General features: G+C 73.5%; 18 protein-coding genes. 14 read left to right on the top strand and 4 right to left on the bottom strand.

The window, feature by feature from the left end; genetic code table 11:
- Positions 1–6 precede the first annotated feature (6 nt).
- Positions 7–1,401, bottom strand: coding sequence for a hypothetical protein (locus ABD208_RS02825; RefSeq protein ID WP_344099282.1), 1,395 nt, complete (start codon positions 1,399–1,401; stop codon positions 7–9).
- Positions 1,402–1,655: 254 nt separating this feature from the next.
- On the opposite strand from ABD208_RS02825, the gene ABD208_RS02830 reads away from it, so the two are divergent.
- The 11 genes from ABD208_RS02830 (at position 1,656) to ABD208_RS02880 (ending at position 13,656) form a co-directional block, all read left to right on the top strand.
- Positions 1,656–2,039: a hypothetical protein gene (locus tag ABD208_RS02830; protein WP_344099284.1), complete on the top strand. Its 384-nt coding sequence runs from the start codon at positions 1,656–1,658 to the stop codon at positions 2,037–2,039.
- A 258-nt stretch (positions 2,040–2,297) separates the two neighbouring features.
- Entirely contained in the window at positions 2,298–3,101 is an 804-nt protein-coding gene (locus tag ABD208_RS02835) for an SAF domain-containing protein (protein ID WP_344099286.1), read from the top strand.
- A gap of 4 nt (positions 3,102–3,105) precedes the next feature.
- On the top strand, positions 3,106–3,897 hold the full coding sequence (locus ABD208_RS02840) for a CpaE/TadZ family protein (RefSeq protein ID WP_344099288.1): 792 nt from the start codon (positions 3,106–3,108) through the stop codon (positions 3,895–3,897).
- Complete coding sequence (locus tag ABD208_RS02845) at positions 3,894–6,449, top strand: ATPase, T2SS/T4P/T4SS family (RefSeq protein WP_344099290.1); 2,556 nt, start codon at positions 3,894–3,896, stop codon at positions 6,447–6,449. Before ABD208_RS02840 ends, ABD208_RS02845 begins: the two co-directional genes overlap by 4 nt.
- Entirely contained in the window at positions 6,449–7,318 is an 870-nt protein-coding gene (locus tag ABD208_RS02850; protein ID WP_344099292.1) for a type II secretion system F family protein, read from the top strand. The genes ABD208_RS02845 and ABD208_RS02850 overlap by 1 nt, the downstream gene beginning before the upstream one ends.
- A complete protein-coding gene (locus ABD208_RS02855) occupies positions 7,315–8,226 on the top strand; it encodes a hypothetical protein (RefSeq protein ID WP_344099294.1) in 912 nt (303 codons plus the stop codon). The genes ABD208_RS02850 and ABD208_RS02855 overlap by 4 nt, the downstream gene beginning before the upstream one ends.
- Before the next feature lie 71 nt (positions 8,227–8,297).
- Positions 8,298–8,510, top strand: a complete 213-nt coding sequence (locus ABD208_RS02860) for a hypothetical protein (RefSeq protein WP_344099296.1) — start codon at positions 8,298–8,300, stop codon at positions 8,508–8,510.
- Between the two features lie 13 nt (positions 8,511–8,523).
- Positions 8,524–8,892: a TadE/TadG family type IV pilus assembly protein gene (locus tag ABD208_RS02865; protein WP_344099298.1), complete on the top strand. Its 369-nt coding sequence runs from the start codon at positions 8,524–8,526 to the stop codon at positions 8,890–8,892.
- Positions 8,893–8,965: 73 nt separating this feature from the next.
- Positions 8,966–9,457, top strand: a complete 492-nt coding sequence (locus ABD208_RS02870; protein WP_344099300.1) for a pilus assembly protein TadG-related protein — start codon at positions 8,966–8,968, stop codon at positions 9,455–9,457.
- Entirely contained in the window at positions 9,454–9,897 is a 444-nt protein-coding gene (locus ABD208_RS02875) for a TadE/TadG family type IV pilus assembly protein (protein ID WP_344099302.1), read from the top strand. Before ABD208_RS02870 ends, ABD208_RS02875 begins: the two co-directional genes overlap by 4 nt.
- Positions 9,898–10,005: 108 nt before the next feature.
- Positions 10,006–13,656, top strand: coding sequence for a peptidoglycan-binding LysM (locus ABD208_RS02880; RefSeq protein WP_344099304.1), 3,651 nt, complete (start codon positions 10,006–10,008; stop codon positions 13,654–13,656).
- A gap of 154 nt (positions 13,657–13,810) precedes the next feature.
- Here ABD208_RS02880 and ABD208_RS02885 read toward each other — a convergent pair whose 3' ends face one another.
- A complete protein-coding gene (locus ABD208_RS02885; RefSeq protein ID WP_344099306.1) occupies positions 13,811–14,902 on the bottom strand; it encodes a polysaccharide deacetylase family protein in 1,092 nt (363 codons plus the stop codon).
- A 247-nt stretch (positions 14,903–15,149) separates the two neighbouring features.
- Positions 15,150–15,611, bottom strand: a complete 462-nt coding sequence (locus tag ABD208_RS02890) for an Lrp/AsnC family transcriptional regulator (protein ID WP_344099308.1) — start codon at positions 15,609–15,611, stop codon at positions 15,150–15,152.
- 132 nt (positions 15,612–15,743) lie between these two features.
- On the opposite strand from ABD208_RS02890, the gene ABD208_RS02895 reads away from it, so the two are divergent.
- From ABD208_RS02895 to ABD208_RS02905, 3 genes are read left to right on the top strand one after another with little or no spacing between them, the layout of a single operon-like run.
- Positions 15,744–17,051, top strand: a complete 1,308-nt coding sequence (locus tag ABD208_RS02895) for a thiamine pyrophosphate-dependent dehydrogenase E1 component subunit alpha (RefSeq protein ID WP_425561055.1) — start codon at positions 15,744–15,746, stop codon at positions 17,049–17,051.
- Between the two features lie 8 nt (positions 17,052–17,059).
- Complete coding sequence (locus tag ABD208_RS02900) at positions 17,060–18,034, top strand: alpha-ketoacid dehydrogenase subunit beta (protein WP_344099310.1); 975 nt, start codon at positions 17,060–17,062, stop codon at positions 18,032–18,034.
- Positions 18,031–19,470, top strand: a complete 1,440-nt coding sequence (locus ABD208_RS02905) for a dihydrolipoamide acetyltransferase family protein (RefSeq protein ID WP_344099312.1) — start codon at positions 18,031–18,033, stop codon at positions 19,468–19,470. The genes ABD208_RS02900 and ABD208_RS02905 overlap by 4 nt, the downstream gene beginning before the upstream one ends.
- On the opposite strand, the gene ABD208_RS02910 is transcribed toward ABD208_RS02905, so the two are convergent.
- Entirely contained in the window at positions 19,454–20,401 is a 948-nt protein-coding gene (locus ABD208_RS02910) for an alpha/beta fold hydrolase (RefSeq protein ID WP_344099314.1), read from the bottom strand. The genes ABD208_RS02905 and ABD208_RS02910 overlap by 17 nt on opposite strands.
- Positions 20,402–20,507 lie beyond the last annotated feature (106 nt).

Genomic DNA, 20,507 nt, shown 5'->3' on the forward strand with positions numbered 1-20,507 from the left:
GACCGCCTACTCCTCCGGCTTGCTCCCCGGCACCGGCGGGTTGGCCGACCGCTTGCGCACCGACGAGGCGCGGCGGGCCTCGCCGTCGGCCACCTCGAAGAAGCCGCCCAGGCCCTCCAGCACGCGCCAGGCCGGCTGGTCCGCCGCTCCCGTGACGGGCTCGCCGAGCACGGGGATCTTCGTGACGAGCTCGTCGATCGCCATCGTGCCGCCCGGCGACGGCAGGCACTCGTCGATCCTGGCCTGCAGCGACGGGGTCATGAGCGTGTTGCGGACCAGCGTCGCGGACCGGCTGTCGATCTGCTGGGCGTGCATGTTCGAGATCTCGAACCGCTCGGCCAGCTTCGCCAGGTCCTCGCGGGGCTCGGCGAAGCGGCGTGCGACCAGGATCGTCCGCGCGCGCTCGTCGAGGTACCCCAGCGTCGAGTCGAGGCGCACGTTGAGCGGCCGCTCGAGGTCCGCCGGCGCGGGCGGCGTCGGGCCGCCGGCGGGGGCGGGGTGCCGCAGCGAGCGGTAGACCAGCCGCTGCACCAGGGTGTTGAGCGTCTTGGAGCCGTAGTGCGGCAGGAACCGCAGCTCCGCGATGGTGCGGCCGGTCAGGTCCCCGAAGGTCTCGATGCCCTTCTCGCGGAACCGCTCGGCGTGGCTGTCCGGGATCTCGAGGTCCGACATCGTGTCCGTCGGGGCGATCGCCGGGAAGATGACGCTCACCGGCGCCGCGGGCAGCTGGTCGATGATGAGCGACGTGAGAGCGTTCACCTGGTGCCGCAGCCGGCCGCGGGCCTGCGGCTCGAAGTCCCACGACGACGTCTTCACGCCGTGCCCGGCGAGGTCGAGCGTGATCAGCCACGGGAACCAGGCGGTCCAGGCCGGGCGCACGTTGCTCTTCGACACGCGGAAACTCGGCGCGGGACGCCGGGCGGGCAGCCGGGTGCCCTTCGCCGGTGCCTTCGCGGCGGCCGGTCTCCCTGCCGCGGCCTCCTTGGCCTGGGTGTCGCGCGAGGCGCCGTCGAGCCTCAGCGTCTGCACGAGGAACGCCCACACGGGCAGGTTCGTGCGCGGGACGGTCTCGGTCAGGACCGGATGCTGCGGGAGCAGCGTGGCCAGGGCCACGGTGCTGTTCTCCTGGCGCATCGCGTCCACCAGCGCGTCGTGATCGGGCCCGCGCGATGCGCCGGCGATCCGCTTGGTGGCGCGCTTCTCGGTCTCCACGACGTCGTCATGGCTGATCCCGAGTTCGTCGGCGAGGGTCGTGTACGACGACGGGCGCCGGGCCAGGGCACGACCTCTGAGCACGTAGTACTCGTCGTCGGACAGCTCGGACAGAACCCCGGCAAGCCGCTCGGTGAGCGAGGGGCCGGTCTGGGCAGGGAGGGGGGGTCCCTGGGTTTCCTTCGGCAAGATTTCACTCCTCCGCAGACTGCTGGGGGTGACAGTACCGGAGTTGGACGCTTGTCCATGAATCCGGATGGTCACAAACCTGCGGCGGTGTGCCCAGCTTTCCCGGAACGGGCGTGGAATGTCGGGCTTGAGCGGGTCGAGCGGGAGCGGCCGATCCCGCGGGGCCGGGGATACAGTGGCCGGCAACGTCGTCGACCAGGGCACCTTCCCACCGGGCGTGCCGTGGCGGAGCATCTCACGGGGAGTCGCAGCACATGATCGGTCGGGCCCGCAGCCGCCGCGTTCTCGCTCGCCTCGCACCCGCCGTCGTCGTGCTCACGCTCGCCGCGTGCGCGTCGCCCGGCGACCGCGCCGCCTGCGCCGAGGTCTACGTCCCCGTGATCGAGGCCGTCGAGGGCGTGGAGTCGGTCGACGCCGAGTGCTCCGCGCGGCTGGACGGCGGCTGGGCGCAGGTGAACGTCTATCTCACGACGAACGACAAGGACGAGGCGCTCGCGACGGCCGACCGGATCGAGCGGGCGATGGCGGCCGCGCCGGAGCTGGAACCCGGCTGGTACACGCCGTCCACCTACTGGTTCCAGGACGGCACCGGTTACGTGGCGGAGCCGGTGACGGTCGGTGACCTCCGCGAGAAATGACCCGGACTTCCACAACCCGGGCCGGGCTGGCCGTCCCGGGGGTTCGGGGCGGCGCCGGACCGCCGTTCTTGTCCCTTGATCGGGTGTTACTTCCCTCATCTCTGATGCTTCCTACTATCGTGGACGTTGCGGGCGAACTGCCGTAGCGTTTCCGCGGGCCCACAGGTCCGGGGGGACGACGCAGCGGCGCAACGGTCGGAGCGCTCCCCGCGTCCGCGGGCGTTCGACGACGTCAGACCCCAGGAAGGCACCCCCGAGATGACAGCGACAGCTCCTGCCCCCGGCGCGCGCGCGGATCGCGGCAACCCGCCGGGGCCGGGCCACGAGCAGCAGATCGCTTCGCCGCCCAAGATGCGCCGTCGTCCCGCGATGATCGCCGCGTCGGTGGCCTGCATCGCCGTGGGCGGTCTCGTCAGCGCATGGGCGTGGCAGACGACGTCGAACACGAACAGCGTGCTCACGGTGCGCCAGGACGTGCTGCGCGGGGAGGTCGTCACGCGGGACGACCTGGTCGTGGTGCAGGCCGGTGCCGACCTGGCGATCAAGGCGGTGCCGGGGGAACTCCTCGAGGAGGTCGCCGGGAAGACCGCCGCGCTCGACATCGCGGCGGGCAGCGTCGTCACCCCGGGCCAGCTGACGGACGAGCCGGTGCCCGCCTCGGACCGGTCCGTCGTCGGCGTGAGCCTGGCCGCGGGTCTGCTGCCGGCGGGCCAGGTGCACAACGGCGACCGGGTCCGCGTCGTCGTGACGGAGGGCGGCGGGGAGGCCGGGACGACGTCGGGTACGGCGGGCTCGGTCGAGGGGATCGTGCGGGGCATCCAGTCCGACGAGGTCACGGGCAACACCCTCGCCAGCGTGGAGGTCGCGGCCGACGAGGCCGTCCGGGTCGCGTCCGCCGCGGCGGCGGGCAAGGTCGCCCTGGTGCTGGAGCACCAGGTGGTGCCGGGCGACGCGGCCCCGGAGGGTGGTGCGTCCCCCGCACCGGAGGGCGGCGCGTCCGCCGCGCCGGAGGGCGAGGCCGCGCGGGGCGACCAGGCGGCCGGCGACGGCGCGGGGGAGTGACCTCATGGCGCTGATCACCCTCATGTCCGCGAGCGGTTCGCCGGGCGTCACGACCACGGCCGTCGGGCTGGCGCTGTCCTGGCCGCGGCCGGTCGTCCTGGTCGACGCCGACCCGACCGGCGCGCGCGCGATCCCGGCCGGATTCCTTAAGGGGGCGCAGCTCCCCACCGATCACACCATCGTCGACCTGGCGGTCTCGCACCGGCAGGGCTCGCTCGCCGAGGACCTCCCGAAGATGGTCATGCGGATGCCCGGGTCGAACGTGCAGCTGCTCGCGGGCCCCCTGAACCACTACCAGGCGCGCGCCCTCGACGGGCTCTGGGAACCGCTCGCGGCCGTCTTCAAGTCGCTGGAGCGCAACGGCCAGGACGTCATCGTGGACGCCGGACGGCTCGGCCTGGAGGGATTCGGGCTGAAGCTCGTCGCGCAGGCCGACCAGGCGCTCCTGGTGACCCGCACGAACCTCCCCGCCCTCGTGGCCGCGAGCTCCTGGGCGCCCACCCTGCGCGAGACGTTCACCAAGGCGGGCGGCCTGGACAGCCTCGGCGTGCTCGTGGTGGGCGAGCAGCGCCCCTACGGGAACGGCGAGGTGGCCAAGGTGCTGGGCCGCCCGGTCACGGCGTCGGTCGCGTGGGACCCGGCCTCGGCCGTGGTGTACTCCGAGGGTGCCGCCCAGCCGCGCAAGTTCCCGGGATCGCCGCTGAACAAGTCGCTGCGCGCGGCGATCCAGGGCGTCCAGTCGAACATCGTCCGGTCGCGTGCGGCGCTGCAGGTCGCAGGGCGGGGTCCGCGATGACCGGCGGGCAAGCCGGTCATCCCGACCGCACCGACGCGCACGGGCGGTACGCCGGCCCGAACGCCGGGTACGCCGACGCGTCCGGCGACCCGGCGGGGCACGACGGCGGGTCGCCGCACGACGGCGGGTTGGCGCAGGACGGCGCGTCGTGGCACGACGGCGTGCTACCGCACGACGGCGCGTTGCCGCACGACGGCGCGGGGAGCGGCCGGACCGGCCCGTCCCACGAGCAGGCCGCGACGGCGCCCGTCACCCGGGTTCCCGCTCCGCAGCAGCCCCGGCCCGGGGCGCACGCGCTCGCGGGACGGATCGGCGAGCAGCAGTCCCGGCCCGGGCCCGCGGAGTCCGGGGCGCCGCCCGCCGCGGAGTACGTGCGGCACGATCCCGGGCAGCTCCCCGCCGAGCCGTACCAGTCCGCGCAGCAGCCGCCCCGGCGGCAGTCCGCGCTCCACCGGCCCGACCAGCAGCCGGCGCACCGGCCGCCGGCGCCGGAGGCCGCGCCGCCGCCGTCGAACGGCAGGCATCACCAGCCCCAGCAACAGCACCCCGAACCGCGATCCCAGCACCAGGTCATGCCACAGCACCCCGAGACCACGCGCCGGCCCGAGCCGCAGCCCGGCGGACAGTTCGAGCAGCAGAGCGGCCAGCAGTTCGACCAGCAGTTCGACCAGCGGAGCGGACCGCACGAGCAGTACCCCGGCACGCGGTTCGAGGTGCGCGAGCAGCCGCCCGCGCAGGACCCGTCGTCGTACCCGACGGGCGAGTACGGCGAGTACACGCCGCCCCCGCAGTCCGTCGAGCTGACCCCGGCCACGGAGTACGCGCCGCCGATGCCGCCGCACGTGCTCGCGTCGCTCCTGGGGGCGTCGCAGCCGCCGGACCCGGCGCAGGGCTCGTGGCCGTACGCCGGGACGGCGCCCGAGGCGTACCAGCAGCCCGAGGTCTACCGGCAGCCGGATGCCTACCAGCAGCCGGACGCCTTCGAACGGACCGGGTACCACCAGCCCGGCTCCTACCAGGACCCGGGCTCGTACCAGCAGTCCTACGGGGATCCCGGCGCCTACCCCGCCCCCGGCGGCCACGAGACCGGCGCGGGTTCGATCCCGGCGTCCCTGATCGGCACGGCGGCCTCCTACACCGCGACCCCGGCGCCGGATCCGCGACCGGCCGCGGGAGCCCCGTCGTCGTCGGCGAACATTCCCGTGGACTGGAACACGGTGGCGATGTTCCGCGCGCAGGCGTCCGAGAGGCTCGTGGAGCGGCTCGGTGAGGACCGCGGCCGCGACACGGCCGCGGAGAAGGAGATGGGGCGGGAGATCATCCGCACGATCGTCGACGACGCCGCCGCGGACCTGCTGCACGACGGCGAGAGGGCGTGGAGCTACGAGGAGCAGCAGGCGCTGGAGACCGCGGTCTACAACGCGCTGTTCGGGCTCGGGCGGCTGCAGCCGCTGATCGACGACGACTCGGTGGAGAACATCATCATCTCCGGCGCCGAGAACGTCTGGGTGGAGACCACGGACGGCGAGCTGATCCGGAAGGACCCGGTGGCGGGCTCGGACAAGGAGCTGCTGGAGGAGCTGGCGTTCGTGGCGCAGCGGTCGGAGTCGAACGCGCGGAACTTCACCTCGGCGCATCCGCGGCTGCACATGCGGCTCGACGGAGGGTCGCGGCTCGCGGCCGCCGCGTGGGTGACCGCGCGGCCCTCGGTGGTGATCCGGCGGCACCGGCTGCGGCGGGTGTCGCTGGACGACCTGGTGGGTCGCGAGATGCTGTCGGCGAACCTGGCGTCGTTCCTGGCCGCGGCGATCAAGGCGCGCAAGTCCGTGGTGGTCGCGGGGCCGCAGGGCGCCGGGAAGACGACGATGGTGCGCGCGCTGTGCGCGCAGATCCCGCGGCACGAGGCCATCGGCACGTTCGAGACCGAGTTCGAGCTGCACCTGCACGAGCTGCCGGACGTGCACGAGATCGTGCACGCCTGGGAGGCGCGGCCGGGCTCCGGCGAGGTGGGGCCGGACGGGCGGCAGGCGGGCGAGTTCGGGCTGGACGAGGCGCTGTACGACTCGTTCCGGTTCAACCTGTCGCGGCAGATCGTGGGCGAGGTCCGCGGCGCGGAGGTGTGGGCCATGATCAAGGCGATGGAGTCCGGCGCCGGTTCCATCTCCACGACGCACGCCGCCGACGGCGAGGCCGCGGTGCGCAAGCTGGTCACGTGCGCGATGGAGGCGGGGTCGCACGTCACGCGCGACCTGGCCACGACCAAGCTCGCCGAGACGATCGACCTGGTGGTGCAGGTGTCGGTCCGGACGACGCAGGATCCGGACGACCCGCGGGTCTGGCGCAAGACGCGGCGGGTGACGGAGGTCGTGCACGTGTCGCCGGGCGAGGTGGCCAAGGGGTACGCGACCACGCACGTGTACCGGGCCGATCCGCACGGCGGGCCCGCGGTGCCGGGCACCATGCCGGACGAGCTGCGCGACCTGGAACGCTGGGGCTTCGACCTCACCGGCTACCTCGCCGCCGAGGGCCGGGAAGCGGGTGGGCTGCCGTGATGCTGCTGATCGCGCTCTGCGGGGCGCTCGTGGTGGGCGGGGCCATCGGGCTGATCGCAGGCCTGCGGAAGGTGCCGGTGCACGACGGCGTCCCGGTGCGGCGCCGGTCGGCGGTGGTGGCGCGGCTGATGAAGCTGGACCGCCAGGAGCGGATCTTCGCCGTCGTGGGACTCGTCGGCGGTCTTGTCATGTACCTGGTCACGAACTGGACCGTCCTGGTGGTCCTGGGTCCGCTCGCGGGGGTGGGGCTGCCGATCCTGCTCAGTACCAGTGGCGCCGGGTACACGATCAAGCGCCTGGAGGCTCTCGAGGAGTGGATCCGCAACCTGTCGGGTGTGCTCACGGTGGGTGCGGGCCTGGAGGAGGCGATCCGGCACACGCTGCGGTCGGTGCCGCCCGAGATCCGTCCGGAGGTCACCACCCTGGTGTCGCGGCTGCGGGCGAGATGGGGCACGGAGGACGCGCTGCGTGCCTTCGCGGACGACATCAACGACGCCACGGGCGACGTCGTCGCGGCCAGCCTGATCCTCGGTGCGCGACGGCGCGGGGCCGGCCTGGTCTCCGTGCTGGAGTCGACCGCGCAGTCGGTGGCCGAGGACGTGCGGGCGCGGCGGGAGATCGAGGCGGAGCGCGCCGGACCGCGGGCCACGGCGCGCTGGGTCACGATCATCACCGCGGTCGTGCTCGGTGTCCTGGCTTTCACGGGCGACTACGTGGAGCCCTACCGGTCGTTCCTCGGGCAGGTCCTGCTGACGGGATTCCTGGCGGCCTACGTGGGCCTGCTCGTGATGATGCGGAACATGTCGAAGGGCAAGCCGATGCCTCGCTTCCTGGGTGAGCAGGCGCGTCAGGGGAGGGTTGCCGGATGACGACGGGACTGCAGATCGCGCTGGTGGCGGGCGCCCTGATCGGGCTCGGCCTCTCGCTGCTGGTGTGGCGGCTCGTTCCTGCCGCGCCGGACGTGGTCGACGTCGTGCGACGGTACTCGCCGGAGGCCGTGCGGGAGCGGGCCGCGGTACGGGCCGATCCGGACGCCTTCGGAGCCGTCGAGCAGATGGGCCTGTGGGCGATGAAGCGGCTGCCGCCGTTCGCGCTGGGCAAGGCCCCGACCCAGGAACTGCTGCTGCTGCGGATACCGGTGCACCGGTACTACGGCAACAAGGTCATGTTCGCGCTGGTGGGGCTGGCGCTGCCGCCGCTCGTGGGGTACTTCTTCATCATGATCGGGCTACCGATCCCCGTGCCCGTCCCGGCCGCGGGCTCGCTGGTGGCGGCGGGCATCTTCTACACGTTCCCCGACATGAACGTCCGGGGTGATGCGCGCGCCGCGCGGGCGGAGTTCGCGCGGGCACTGGGGGTCTACATCGACCTCGTGGCCCTGGAGCGGCTCAGCGGCGCCGGCCCTCGGCAGGCGATGGAGAGCGCGGCCGAGGTGGGCGACAGCTGGGTGTACGTCCGGATCGCAGAGGAACTGCAGCGCTCCCGCTGGAGCGGCGTCGCGCCGTGGGACGCCCTGCAGAAGCTCTCCGACGATCTCGGTCTGCCTGAACTGGGTGACCTCGCCGATGTCATGCGCATGAGCGGTGAGGGGTCACAGGTGTACGACAACCTGCGGGCGCGGTCGGCCGCGATGCGGTCGGCGATGCTCAACACCGAACGAGCCAATGCCAACGCGGTGAGCGAGCGCATCAACATGCCGATGTCGATGCTCGGCGTCGTCTTCATGGTCATCCTCATCACCCCGGCCCTGCTGCGGATCATGCTGGGCACGCTCTGACGGTTTATACCGACACCTCCGACTCATCCGACATACTTGATCCGAACTTCACCGAATCGAAGGGCAATCCCATGCAGCACCTCGTCGCCATGCTTCACCTGCTCGGCCTTGACGCCATGGATCGCCGGCGTGCTCGCGCCGACCGTGACCCCGAGCGCGGCAACGTCACGATGGAGCAGGTCCTGTGGGCCGTGGCGGTGATCGTGATCGTCGGCATCGTCGTCACGGCCGTGACGAACTACGTGACTGCCGAGACCGGCAAGCTCACCCCGTCGGGCTTCTGAGACCGGTCCGCGAGTGAGCGGCGAGCGGGGTTCCACCTCGATCCAGCACATTTTTCTCCTGCCGGCGCTGTTCACCTTGATGTTCACCTTCGTGCAGGGCGCGATGTACTACCAGGGAAAGACGATCGCCATCGCCGCGGCGGAGGAAGGTGCCCGGGTGGCGGCCGGGGAGGACGGCACGATCGGGGACGGGGAAGCGGCCGCCGTCGTGTACGTCGGGAACACGACGCTGGGGCTCAGCGACACCTCCGCGGTCGGCAGCACGACCGGCGACACGGTCACGATGACCGTCACCACCCATACCGTCTCGGTGATCCCGGGGCTGGATCCCAGGGTCGTCCAGACGGCGAGCTTGCCCCTCGAGCAGCTGACGGCGGGATGATCCCGTGTCCGCCGCGGTCGTGACGACCGTGGCGGCGTCCGGCCGCCGCGGCGGGTGCCGTCCGGCGCAACCGATGAACCGTACGACAACCGAGCAGGCGAAGGGCCGGGCGAGCGCGATGCATCCCCAGAAGAACAGGGCCGGATCGGCACCGGACCCCCGCGAGCGAGGATCGATCTCCTCGTGGTTCATCACGGGGTCGTTCGTGCTGATCCTCGGGGTCGGGATCGCGGTCGACCTGACCGGTCAGGTGCACACGCAGGTGCGGGCCAACAACGTGGCGGCTCAGGCGGCCCGGGTGGGCGGGCAGCAGCTCGGCGGCGGTTCGATCTCGGGCGGGACGCCGCAGGTCGACGCCGGGATGGCCGCACAGGCCGCGCAGGCGTACCTCGCGGGAGCCGGCATGTCGGGGACAGTCGGCGTGCCGGGTGGTGCCGTCGTCGTCGTCGACACGCGCGACACGTATCAGCCCAAGTTCCTGTCGATGATCGGCATCTCGTCGATGCCGGTGAGCGGGCACGGGGAGTCGCGGAGCATCCGCGTGGTGGACGGGGCGGAGCAGTGAACCGGCGCGGGCGAGGCGCCGCGGTACGGCGCGCCGAGCGGGGCTCGGCCGCGATCGAGGCCGTCATCGGTATCACCGCTTTCGTGGCGCTCGGGTCGATGATCATCGCGGGCGGGCGGATCGCGATCACGCAGCAGGCGGTCGAGGCGGCGGCGGCGGAGGCCGCGCGGTCCGCGTCGATCTCGCGTGACGCCGGGACGGCGGCGGTCGTGGCCCGCGACCGCGGCCTGGCGAGCCTCGAGAACCAGGAGGTGCCGTGCCTGCCGGTACCGACGGTCGTCGTCGAGGTACCCGTCGTCCCGCTCGGGGTGTCCGCCAACGCGAGGGCGACGGTGACGTGCCGGGTGGACCTGTCCGACGTCGCCATCCCGAACTTCCCGGGCAGCATGACGATCGAGCGGACGATGGAGAGCCCGATCGACGCCTACCGCCAGCGATGAGGCACCCGCTCGCTCGCCGGGGCGCAGCCTCTCGCGGGTCCGGGCGAAATCTGTGACTGATCCGACATACTGGTGCGAGACGACGGTTTGCCGTGGGAGGCCGAGGCGATGACGTACCAGTACCAGCAGCAGCACCCGCAGGCCCGGGGCCCGCGACGGGTCTCGGCCGGGCAGCGGATCCAGGGGGCGTTCGCGCTGCTGGTGATCCTGGGGCTCACGGTGGGGCTGCCCTACGTGCTGCTGCTCGTCGCCGGGAACCCGCTCACCAACGGGGTGCTCGATCCCGGGCGGCTCGCGCGTATCCTCACCGCCCCGGACGACGGCACGTTGCTCCTGTCGCTGTTCCAGATCGTCGGCTGGGTCGCGTGGATGCTGCTCGCGCTGTCGATCGTCGTCGAGCTGTCCGCGCAGCTGAGGGGTGTCCGCGCGCCCCGGCTGCCCGGGCTGGGCATGCCGCAGGGGATGGCCCGTGGCCTGGTGGGCGCGGTGATGCTGCTGTTCACGGTGATGCCCGCGGGCACCGCGGTCGCCCTGACGCACGACGCCGCGGCCGCCCAGGGCCCGCAGGCGTCGTCGTCGGTGTCGGCGACCGTCGATCAGCGGGTGCCGGGGACGCACGGTTACGGCGGGACGATCGCACCCGGGCCGTCGTCGGACCTGGATCACCGGCACGACCAGCGCGGCGGCGGGAGCGAGGCGCGCGCGACCGAGCGCGCGCACGACGCCGGCCGTGGGCACGACGCCGGCCGTGGGCACGACGTCGGCCGCGGGCACGCCGAGCGCGCCGACAAGGAGATCGTGGTCGAGTCCGGCGACACTCTCTGGGGGATCGCCGAGGCGGAGCTCGGCGACGGCTCGAAGTATCCCGAGCTGTTCGACGCGAGCCGCGACGTGCACCAGCCCGGCGGCGCCCACCTCACCGACCCGGACCTGATCCGGCCCGGCTGGACCATCGAGGTCCCGGGCGCGGGCGACGTGGTCCGGCACCAGCACGCGCCGGAGCGGCAGCAGCAGGCCCCTGCCGCCGAGACGGCCGGGGCCGCGGCGGTGGCGGAGACCGTCGTCGCACACGAGGACGGTCCGGGAGGTCCCGGTGGTGCCGGCGGCGGTGCCCTCGAAACGGGCGGCGGACACGCGGGGGCGGGGGCCGCGGGCGCCGTCGAACGCGATGGACGTGCGGGGTACGGCCAGGAGCAGGCCACGGGCGGTTCCGCCGAGCTGACCCGGGGCGCGCGGCGCTTCGAGGAGAAGACGCCCGCGCCCGCCGTCGGCCACGATGCTGCTGGTCGGGCCGCTGGTGCTGCTGACGCCGCTGCCGCGACGGAGACCGCGGACGCGGCCGCCGCGGAAGGCCTGTCCGTCGAGGTCCCGTGGCAGGTCACGACGGCGACGGGCGTGGGCACGCTGCTCGCGGCGGGTGTCGTCGGGCTGCTCGCGGCCCGACGACGCGACCAGCAGCGCACCCGCAGGCCCGGCCAGGACCTGCCGCTGCCCGCCGGCCGGCTCGCGACGTTCGAGCAGGCCACGCGCGCCGGGGCCGACCGGCCGTCCGTCGAGGCGATCGACCACGCGCTGCGTTCGCTCGCGGACGCCTGCCTGCGCGGCGGGCGGCCGCTGCCCGTGGTGCGGGCCGCGCGGCTGACGTCGCGCGCGCTCGAGCTGTACCTCCAGGACCCGGCGCTGCTCCCGCGGCCGTGGGGCTACGCGGGCGACACCACGGTGTGGTCGCTGGCGACCGCGGACCTCGCGCGGCTCGGGCCGGTCGACCCGAAGGCGGTGCCGGCGCCGTACCCGTCGCTGGTCACGATCGGGTACGACGACGAGCAGGGCCACGTGCTGCTCAACCTCGAGCACCTGGGCGCGCTCGGCATCACCGGCGACGTCACGGTCACGGACGAGATCCTCGCCGCCGTTGCCCTCGAGCTCGCCACCTCGGTCTGGGCGGACGACCTGCAGGTTACCGTCGTGGGCGCGCTCGCCGGGCTGGAGCCCGCCGTGGGGACCGGCCGCGTGCGGCACGTGCACGACGCCGCCCGGGTCGTCGACGACCTGCGCCGCCGCGCCGAGGAGGACCGCACCGCGCTCGCCTCCGCGCAGGCGGCCGACCTCTACACGGCCCGCGTCACCGGCGCCGCCCCCGACGCCTGGGAACCCGAGATCGTCCTGCTCGGCGGTCCCGTGCCCGAGGCGGACCGCGCGGCGCTCGCGGCCCTCGTCGCGGAGCTGCCGCACGTCGCGCTGGCGACGATCACCAGCGGCGACGTCGTCGGCCCCTGGGCCCTGCACATCGAACCCGGCGGGCAGACGGCGACGCTCGCGCCGATCGGGCTGCGGCTGCGGCCGCAGCGCCTGCCCGCGCCGCAGTACGAGGCGATGCTGGCGCTCGGCGCCGTCGCGAACGCGGGCGGCGTGGCGGGGGCGCCGTGGCCGGAGCCGACCGTCGCGGAGGTCGACTTGATCCGGCCGGTTGCCGAGCCGGAGTCCGCGGACGAGCGCGCCACGCAGGTCGTGGCGGGCGTCGAGGGGTACACGTACACCGAAGGGCTCGGCACGGCGGAAATCCCGGTGGCAGGGCCGACGATCCCGGCCTCGGTGGGGGCGTCGGCGGTGGCGGGGACGGGGTTCGAGATACACGCGCCGGAGGCGCAGACGCCCGCCGGGCCCCGGGTCGAACCAGCGGTCAATGGCTTCGGGCCGCAGGAGGGCGTGCGGACGCCGACGGCGGAGGTGCCGGTCGTCGGCGCGACGCCGGTGGGCGCGGCGTCCGCGGACGGGATCCCGGCGGCGGGCGGAGTTCCGGCGTCCCCTGCGGGGATCGGCTGGAGCCCGGACGGCGACGAGCATCGTCAGGCCGGCGGCGTTGCCGGCTCAGGCGTCGTGACCGGCCACGGCGTCGTCGTCCCTGAACCGGGCGGCGACGCCGCCGGGAGCCCGCGGACCGCGGAAACTCCCGTCGTCGCACCCGGCGGTGCGAGCGTCCGCCGGGCGACGTTCGAGGCGGCGCACGTCGCGCCGCGGATCCTGCTGCTCGGGCCCGTGGAGGTCGCCGGGACGCGGGGCGTGGTCGACGACCGGGTGCGGGACCGGCTGCTGGAGCTCGCCGCCTACCTCGCGGTGCACCGCGGCGCCGCGCCCCAGGAGGTCCTGACCGCGATGTGGCCGAACGGCGAGGGATCCCTGCCGGTCCTCACGTCGACGACGGGGCGGCTGCGCCGCTGGTTCGGGCAGGACGACGCCGGGGACCACTTCCTGCCGCGCCACCAGGACTCTCTGGCGTTCTCCCCGGCCGTCACCACGGACATCGACACGTGGGACATGCTCGTGGGCGAGGACCCGCGGCAGGCGCCGACGCCGAACCTGATCGGCGCGCTGCGGCTGGTGCGCGGGCTGCCGTTCGAGGGCGTGCACCGGCGGCGGTACGCCTGGGCGGAGCTGCTGCGCCAGCGGCTGATCGCCGAGGTCGTGGACATGTCGTTCGAGCTGGCGCGGCGGCACCTGGCCGACGGTCGCTGGGCCTCGGCGGAGGACGCCGCGGCCGTGGGCCTGCGGATCGAACCGGCGCAGGAGAGCCTGTGGCGCCTGCGCATCCTGGCCGCGCACCAGAGCCACGACGAGGCGAGCGAGCAGGCGGCGATCGAGCGACTGCTCTCGATCACGGAGCGCCTCGAGTGCGCCCTCCAGCCGGAGACGGAACGGCTGCTGGCCGGCCTGAAGAACCCGGGCGACGACTTCGACCGCATCATGGCCAACGCCCTGTAGCCCACGGAGACGTGGCCGGATGTGTCGCGGCTGCCGGGATCAGCCGCGACACACCCGGCCGGCTCCGGGGCGGCCTCCGCCTGGGGGGCCGGGCGTCCGTGACCTGTCGGACCAGGAGTGTCCCGGCCCTGGCAGGTCACGGACCTTCACGCGGTCAGGCGCAGGTGACCGTCGAGGACGGGGCCGTGCCCGTGGCCGTGAAGCCGTAGGTCGCGGACTGGCCGGCTCCCAGGGTCCCGTTCCAGGAAACGTTTTTCGCGGTGACCGTGGAGCCGCTCACCGTGTGGGTCGCGTTCCACAGGCTGCTGACCGAGGAGCCGGACGGCAGCGCGAACGTCGTCGTCCAGCCGTTGGTGCCGCTCGAACCGGCCGTGACCGTGACGTTGGCCTGGTAGCCGCCGCCCCAGGAGTTCACGACCGTCAGGCGCGCCGAGCACGTGCCGGTCACCGGCGGCTGGGACGTCGGCGGGGCCGTCGTGGGAGGCGGCGTGGTGGGCGGGGCCGTGGTGGGCGGCGGCGTCGTCGGCGTGCTGCCCGACGCCGCGACGGCGCGTCCCGTGCTCGGCGAGATGTGACCCGTGCACAGGTTGCGGTTCTGCAGGTCCTGCAGGATCCCGGGCAGCGCCTGGACCGTCGCGGACGGCCAGTCGTGCATGAGGATGTTCTGCCCGTTGGTCAACTGCGCGGCCCGCTGCCGGATGGTCGACGACGACGCGTTGTTCCAGTCCGTCGAGTCCACGTCCCAGATGATCTGGCGCATCCCGAGCGACGACGCGATCTGCTGGATCGTCGAGTTCGACTCGCCGTAGGGCGGCCGGAACAGCTGCGGCCGGACGCCCGTCGTCTGCTGGATCACGTTCGACGTGTTGGACAGCTGGGTCTGGACCTGGCTGGAGCTCAGCTGCGTCAGGTGCGGGTGATCCCAGGAGTGGTTCCCGATCTGCAGTCCGGCGTTCTGGTAGGCCTGCATGAGCGAGGCGTTGTTCTGCGCGTTCTGCCCGGTGGGGAACATGACCGCGGTCGCGCCGTACTGCTTCAGCGTGTTGATGATCTGGGTCGAGGTCCCGGAGTTCGGGCCGTCGTCGAACGTGAGGGCGACGTAGCCGGACGAGCAGTCGGCGGCGGTCGCGGCGGGCGCCGCGACCAGGCCGGTCAGGACGGCGGCGGCTGCCGCGCCGGCGGCGGTCAGGACCCGCGCGACGCGGCCCGTCCGGGGCCGTGCCACCGTGGTAAACGTTTTCGACATGGGAGTGCACTCCTTCGTGCAGATGATGACGGGGGACGCGATCAGTGTTCGACGACGCCGGGTCACCGTCAAGACCCGGGCACCAACCCAACCGGTTAAGAGTTTCTGCGGACGGCCCATTGTCGAGCGGTCGGTCCCTTGTCAGTGCGGTCGGCCCCTCAAGGAGCCGACTTCTCGCCATTGGACCGACCTCCCCCGACAGCCGGCCGACGGCTCGCGCCGACCCGGGGGCTCGGCGGGGGGTGCCTCAGCCGTGCAGGGTTCCCGGATCCCCGTACTGCGGCTCCGTCTCCTCGAACACCAGGAGCGTGCGTGTGCTCAGCACCCCGTCCATCCCCTGGATCTCGTCCAGCACGATGCGCCGCAGGTCCGCGTTGTCCCGCGCCCGTACCAGCATGACGACGTCGAACTCCCCGCCCACCAGCGCGAAGTGCGCCACGCCCGGCATCTCCTGGAGCCTGGCCCGGATCCCGCGCCACTTGGTCTGCACCAGGTTCAGCGTCACGTACGCCGACGTCGCCATTCCCGACGCGACCGGGTCGATGTCGGCGTGGAACCCTCTGATCACGCCCTCGCTCCGCAGCCGCCGCGTGCGCGCGTAGGCGTTGGCCCGCGAGATGTGCAGCTGCTCCGCCAGAGCGCGCATCGACAGGCGTCCGTCGTGACGTAATGCGTCGAGGATGCGCTCGTCCGTGTCATCGAGTGCCACTTGTCTTGCCTCCGGTTCCCGGCACGGCGACCCGCTGGACGATCGGCCCCGGCATCGCACCCACCACGACACATCTTCTCGACCTTTGCCAGGTCATGGCAACCAGATGGCCACCGGACACAGAATCGGAGGATGAAGCCTGACACCACGGGGCTGCTGCCGGCGACGACGCCGGTCACCCTGATCGACAGCGACGGAGCGCCGGTCACCCCCGGGCCCTCCGCCGTGACCTCCGACCCTGCCCACCGGTCTGGCGACGCCACATCGTCCGGTGTCGCCACAGCCCCCATGACGTCCGCCGACGCCTCCGGACCCGCGACGTCATGGACGATGCCAACCGACGCCGCGCTGACCGAAGCCCTCCGCGCGATGACGGTCGCCCGCCGGTTCAACGACCAGGCCTACGCCCTGGTCCGCCAGGGCCGCCTCGCCGTCTACCCCTCCTCCCACGGCCAGGAGGCCTGCCAGATCGCCGCCGCCCACGTGCTCGCCGACGGTGACTGGCTGTTCCCCACCTACCGCGACACCGCCGCGGTGGTCGCCCGCGGCGTCGACCCGGTCGAGACGCTCACCCTGCTGTCGGGCGAGTGGCACCACGGCTGGGACGTGAAGCGGCACCGCATCGCACCGCTGACCACCCCGCTCGCGACCCAGCTGCCGCACGCCGTCGGCGTCGCGCACGCCGCCCGGCTGCGCGGCGAGGACACCGTGGTCCTCGCGCTCTGCGGCGACGGCGGCACCAGCGAGGGCGACTTCCACGAGGCCCTGAACTTCGCGGCCGTGCTGCACGCGCCCGTCGTGTTCCTCGTGCAGAACAACGGCTTCGCCATCTCGGTGCCGCTCGCGCGTCAGACCGCCGCGCCGTCGTTCGCCCACAAGGGCGCCGGCTACGGCATCCCGGGCGAGCGGGTCGACGGCAACGACGTCGCCGCCCTGCTCGCCGTCGTCGGCTCCGCCGTCTCCGCCGCGCGCGCCGGTCAGGGCCCGCGCCTCGTCGAGGCGCACACGTACCGCATCCAGGCGCACACCAACGCCGACGACGCCGCCCGCTACCGCGACGACGCCGAGGTCGCCGCCTGGACGGGCCGCGACCCGATCGCCCGCCTGCGCACCTATCTCACCGGCCGCGGCGTCGTCGACGACGTCGTCCTGCGGCAGTTCGACGACGACGCCGAGGCCCTCGCGGCCCACATGCGCGAGGGCCTCGGCAAGGACCGCCCCCACGACGTGTCGGAACTCTTCGAGCACGTCTACGCCACCCCGACCCCCCAGCTCCGCGAGCAACTGACGATGCTCCGCGACGAGGCGACCCGAGACCGCCCACCCACCACCACTCCGGCCGACGACCATGTCATCCCGGTCGGTGGTCACGCTGCCATCGACCGAGATGACATGGTCGCCACCAGGCCCGCCGCAGGGCAGCGCGGGGGTGCGCGGTGAGCGAGAAGATGAGCATGGCGCAAGCGCTGAACCGGGCTTTGCGGGATGGCATGGGTGCCGATGAGACCGTGCATGTGTTCGGGGAGGATGTCGGGCGGCTCGGCGGGGTGTTCCGGGTGACCGACGGGCTCGCCGCGCAGTTCGGGGAGGAGCGCTGCTTCGACACGCCGCTCGCGGAGGCCGGGATCGTCGGGCTCGCGATCGGGATGGCGATGAACGGGCTGCGGCCGGTCGTGGAGATGCAGTTCGACGCGTTCTCCTACCCGGCGTTCGAGCAGATCACCAGCCACGTCGCCAAGATGCGCAACCGGACCCGCGGGCAGGTGCCGCTCCCGATGGTGATCCGCGTGCCGTACGCGGGCGGGATCGGGGGAGTGGAGCACCACAGCGACTCCTCGGAGGCGTACTTCGCGCACACGCCCGGGTTGCACGTGGTCACGCCGGCGGACCCGGCGGATGCCTACGGCCTGCTGCGGGCCGCGATCGCCTCGGACGACCCGGTGATCTTCCTGGAGCCGAAGAAGCTGTACTTCGCCGCGCACGAGGTGGACCTCGACATGCCGGTGCCGCCCGTGGGCCGCGCCGTCGTGCGCTGGCCCGGGACCGATGCGACGCTCATCGCGTACGGCCCGTCCGTACCCGTGGCGCTCGACGCCGCCGCGGCGGCGTCCGCGGAGGGGAGGCACCTGCAGGTGGTCGACATCCGCTCGATCGTGCCGTTCGACGACGACACCGTGTGCCGGGCGGTGCGCTCCACCGGCCGCGCGGTCGTGATCGCCGAGGCGCCCGGCTTCGCGAGCGTCGCCTCCGAGATCGCCGCGCGCGTCACGGAGCGCTGCTGGGACGCGCTCGCCGCGCCGGTCGCCCGCGTGACCGGCCTCGACATCCCGTACCCGCCGCCCAAGCTCGAGCACCTGCACCTGCCCGACGTGGACCGGATCCTGGACGCGGTCGACGACCTGCGCTGGCAGGAGGCGTCATGACCGGGAACGGCGGAGCCCCCGGTCAGGACGACCGGCCGGGCGCGGGCGCCCCGCGAGATCGAGGCACGACCCGCACCTTCACCCTCCCCGACCTGGGGGAGGGCCTCACGGAGGCCGAGGTCGTCAGGTGGCTCGTCGCCGAGGGCGACGACGTCACCGTCGACCAGGCGGTCGCCGAGGTCGAGACCGCCAAGTCCCTGGTGGAGGTGCCGACGCCGTACGCGGGCGTCGTGACCCGCCTCTGCGCCGCGGAGGGCGACACCTTGGAGGTGGGCCTGCCCCTCCTGGAGGTCGGCGAACGCGACGGCGCGCCGGTGGCACGGGCCGACGACGCCGCCCTGCCTACTGCGGGGGCCGACGCCGCCGGGCGCGCCATGCACACCGGCGGCGATGCGCCTGCGGCGGATCCCGCCGACGGCTCGACGCCCGTATGGGCCGACGACGCCCGGCCCGCCGTGCGTGCCGGCGGCGACGAGGTGTCCGCCGTAGGGGCCGGTGGCGATGCCGCGCACGAGGTGCCGGGTCCCGCGGCGGCCGGCGGGGCGGAGCTGACCGGTGCGCCGCAGGTCGCGTCGTCGTCCCTGGACGAGGCGTACCGGGAGGAGGAGCGGGCCGGGTCCGGGAACGTGCTCGTCGGGTTCGGCACGCAGGGCGGCGGGGCGAGCGGGCCGCGGCGGCGTCGTCGGCCCCGGAAACCCGAGGAGCTCGCGCATCCGCCACGTGCCGCCGTACCTCCCGAGGCCGCCGCCGCGCCACCCGCCGAGACCCGGGTCGCGATGAGCGGGTTCCAGAGGGCCGCGGCGGCGGCGATGTCGCGCAGCCGGGCCGAGATCCCCGAGGCCACGATCTGGGTCGACGTCGACTTCACCGCGTTGTGCGAGCTGCGCGCCACGCACCACGAGGGGCCGGGCCTGCTCGCCTACCTCGCGCGGTTCGTGGTGGCGGCGCTCGCGGATCACCCCGTGCTCAACGCGCGCGTCGACACGGAACGCCAGGAGATCGTGCAGCTCGGCACCGTGAACCTGGGGCTGGCCGTGCAGGGCGAGCGCGGGCTGATCGCCCCGGCCGTGCTCGGGGCGGAGCGGATGACGACGGCGCGCCTGGACGCGGCGATCCGCGACGTCGTCGCCCGTGCCCGCGAGGGCCGGACGACGGCGGAGGAGCTGACCGCCGGCACGTTCACGCTCAACAACTACGGCGGCCTGGGCGTGGACGGCAGCGCGCCGATCATCAACCACCCGCAGGTGGCGATGCTCGGCGTCGGGCGGGTCATCGACCGGCCGTGGGTGGTGGACGGCCAGGTCACGCCGCGCAGGATCGCGCAGGTGAGCTTCGTCTTCGACCACCGGGTGTGCGACGGCGTGGAGGCGGCCGCGTTCCTCCGGGCCGTGACCGGCGCGGTGGAGGATCCGTCCTCGGCTATCGGGAGCCTGTGAGGAATCCGGCGATCTCCGCGGCCACCTGACCCGGCGTCTCGTAGTGGGTCAGGTGGCCGACCCCGGGGATCAGCCTCAGGGTCGCGTCGGGGAAGCGGGCCGCCAGGGCGCGCTGGTGCGGGACCCGGGCGAGGTCGTCACGGGCGCCGCCGATCAGCAGGGTCGGCACGTGGATGTGCGCGGCGGCGTCCAGCACGCTCTCCCGGATCGACGCGTCGAACGCCTCGAGCAGCGACCGGCGGGTCGCGAAACCCGCGAAGTACCGGCCGTGCTCCTCGTGGATCCAGCGGCGCAGGTCGCGGTCCGGCGTGCGGACCATCGCGACGCTCGCGACGCGGGTCAGCAGGGGGTGGCGCAGGATCCAGGAGCCCGCGGCGTCGGGCAGGATCCCGGCCAGCCGGTGCAGCACGGCCGTCGATCCGACCGAGACCACGCCGCTCCCCGACAGCGGCGGGCGGGGGATCGGGTTGACGAGCACGAGCTGGTCCACGGGGCCGACGGCGTCGTCGTCGCTCGCCATGGCCGCCGCCGCGACGACCGAGCCGAAGGAGTGGCCCGCCAGGACGACCTCGCCCTCCTGCGCCAGTTCCGCGAGCAGGCCGTTCGTCCAGGCGGCGTAGCCCTCCAGGTCGTGACGGGTGCCCTTCAGCGGGCTCGACCCCCCGAATCCCGGCAGGTCCGGAACGGTGATCCGCAGGTCGGGCCGCGCGGCCACGAGCCGGGCGACGACGGGCTCCAGCCCGTGGTGGTCGCCCCGGAATCCGTGCAGGAAGATCACATCGCGCGTGGCGTCGTCGGACCCGTACCGCCACAGCTGCGTCGTGCCGCCGCACACGCGGACGGACGACCGCACGACGGGCGTCGCGGCGATCGCCGCGGCATACGGGGAAAGGGCCGGAACAGTGGACTCCGGGCGGTTGAGAAGTGCCATCTACGCCGAGCCTAACCAAAACGTTGGGGTGCGGGAGGTGAGGATCTTGAGACTTTCCGGACCACTGAATCCAAGTTGGGGGTGAACCCCCGATGAATAGGGGGAG

Source organism: Myceligenerans crystallogenes (genome assembly GCF_039529775.1).
Classification (GTDB): Bacteria; Actinomycetota; Actinomycetes; order Actinomycetales; family Cellulomonadaceae; genus Myceligenerans; species Myceligenerans crystallogenes.

Bases quoted from the DNA above. Each gene is read 5' to 3' on its own strand.
- ABD208_RS02830 (WP_344099284.1), top strand. From the start codon at position 1,656: ATGATCGGTCGGGCCCGCAGCCGCCGCGTTCTCGCTCGCCTCGCACCC.
- ABD208_RS02835 (WP_344099286.1), top strand. From the start codon at position 2,298: ATGACAGCGACAGCTCCTGCCCCCGGCGCGCGCGCGGATCGCGGCAAC.
- ABD208_RS02840 (WP_344099288.1), top strand. From the start codon at position 3,106: ATGGCGCTGATCACCCTCATGTCCGCGAGCGGTTCGCCGGGCGTCACG.
- ABD208_RS02845 (WP_344099290.1), top strand. From the start codon at position 3,894: ATGACCGGCGGGCAAGCCGGTCATCCCGACCGCACCGACGCGCACGGG.
- ABD208_RS02850 (WP_344099292.1), top strand. From the start codon at position 6,449: ATGCTGCTGATCGCGCTCTGCGGGGCGCTCGTGGTGGGCGGGGCCATC.
- ABD208_RS02855 (WP_344099294.1), top strand. From the start codon at position 7,315: ATGACGACGGGACTGCAGATCGCGCTGGTGGCGGGCGCCCTGATCGGG.
- ABD208_RS02860 (WP_344099296.1), top strand. From the start codon at position 8,298: ATGCAGCACCTCGTCGCCATGCTTCACCTGCTCGGCCTTGACGCCATG.
- ABD208_RS02870 (WP_344099300.1), top strand. From the start codon at position 8,966: ATGAACCGTACGACAACCGAGCAGGCGAAGGGCCGGGCGAGCGCGATG.
- ABD208_RS02880 (WP_344099304.1), top strand. From the start codon at position 10,006: ATGACGTACCAGTACCAGCAGCAGCACCCGCAGGCCCGGGGCCCGCGA.
- ABD208_RS02885 (WP_344099306.1), bottom strand. From the start codon at position 14,902: ATGTCGAAAACGTTTACCACGGTGGCACGGCCCCGGACGGGCCGCGTC.
- ABD208_RS02895 (WP_425561055.1), top strand. From the start codon at position 15,744: ATGAAGCCTGACACCACGGGGCTGCTGCCGGCGACGACGCCGGTCACC.
- ABD208_RS02900 (WP_344099310.1), top strand. From the start codon at position 17,060: ATGAGCATGGCGCAAGCGCTGAACCGGGCTTTGCGGGATGGCATGGGT.
- ABD208_RS02905 (WP_344099312.1), top strand. From the start codon at position 18,031: ATGACCGGGAACGGCGGAGCCCCCGGTCAGGACGACCGGCCGGGCGCG.
- ABD208_RS02910 (WP_344099314.1), bottom strand. From the start codon at position 20,401: ATGGCACTTCTCAACCGCCCGGAGTCCACTGTTCCGGCCCTTTCCCCG.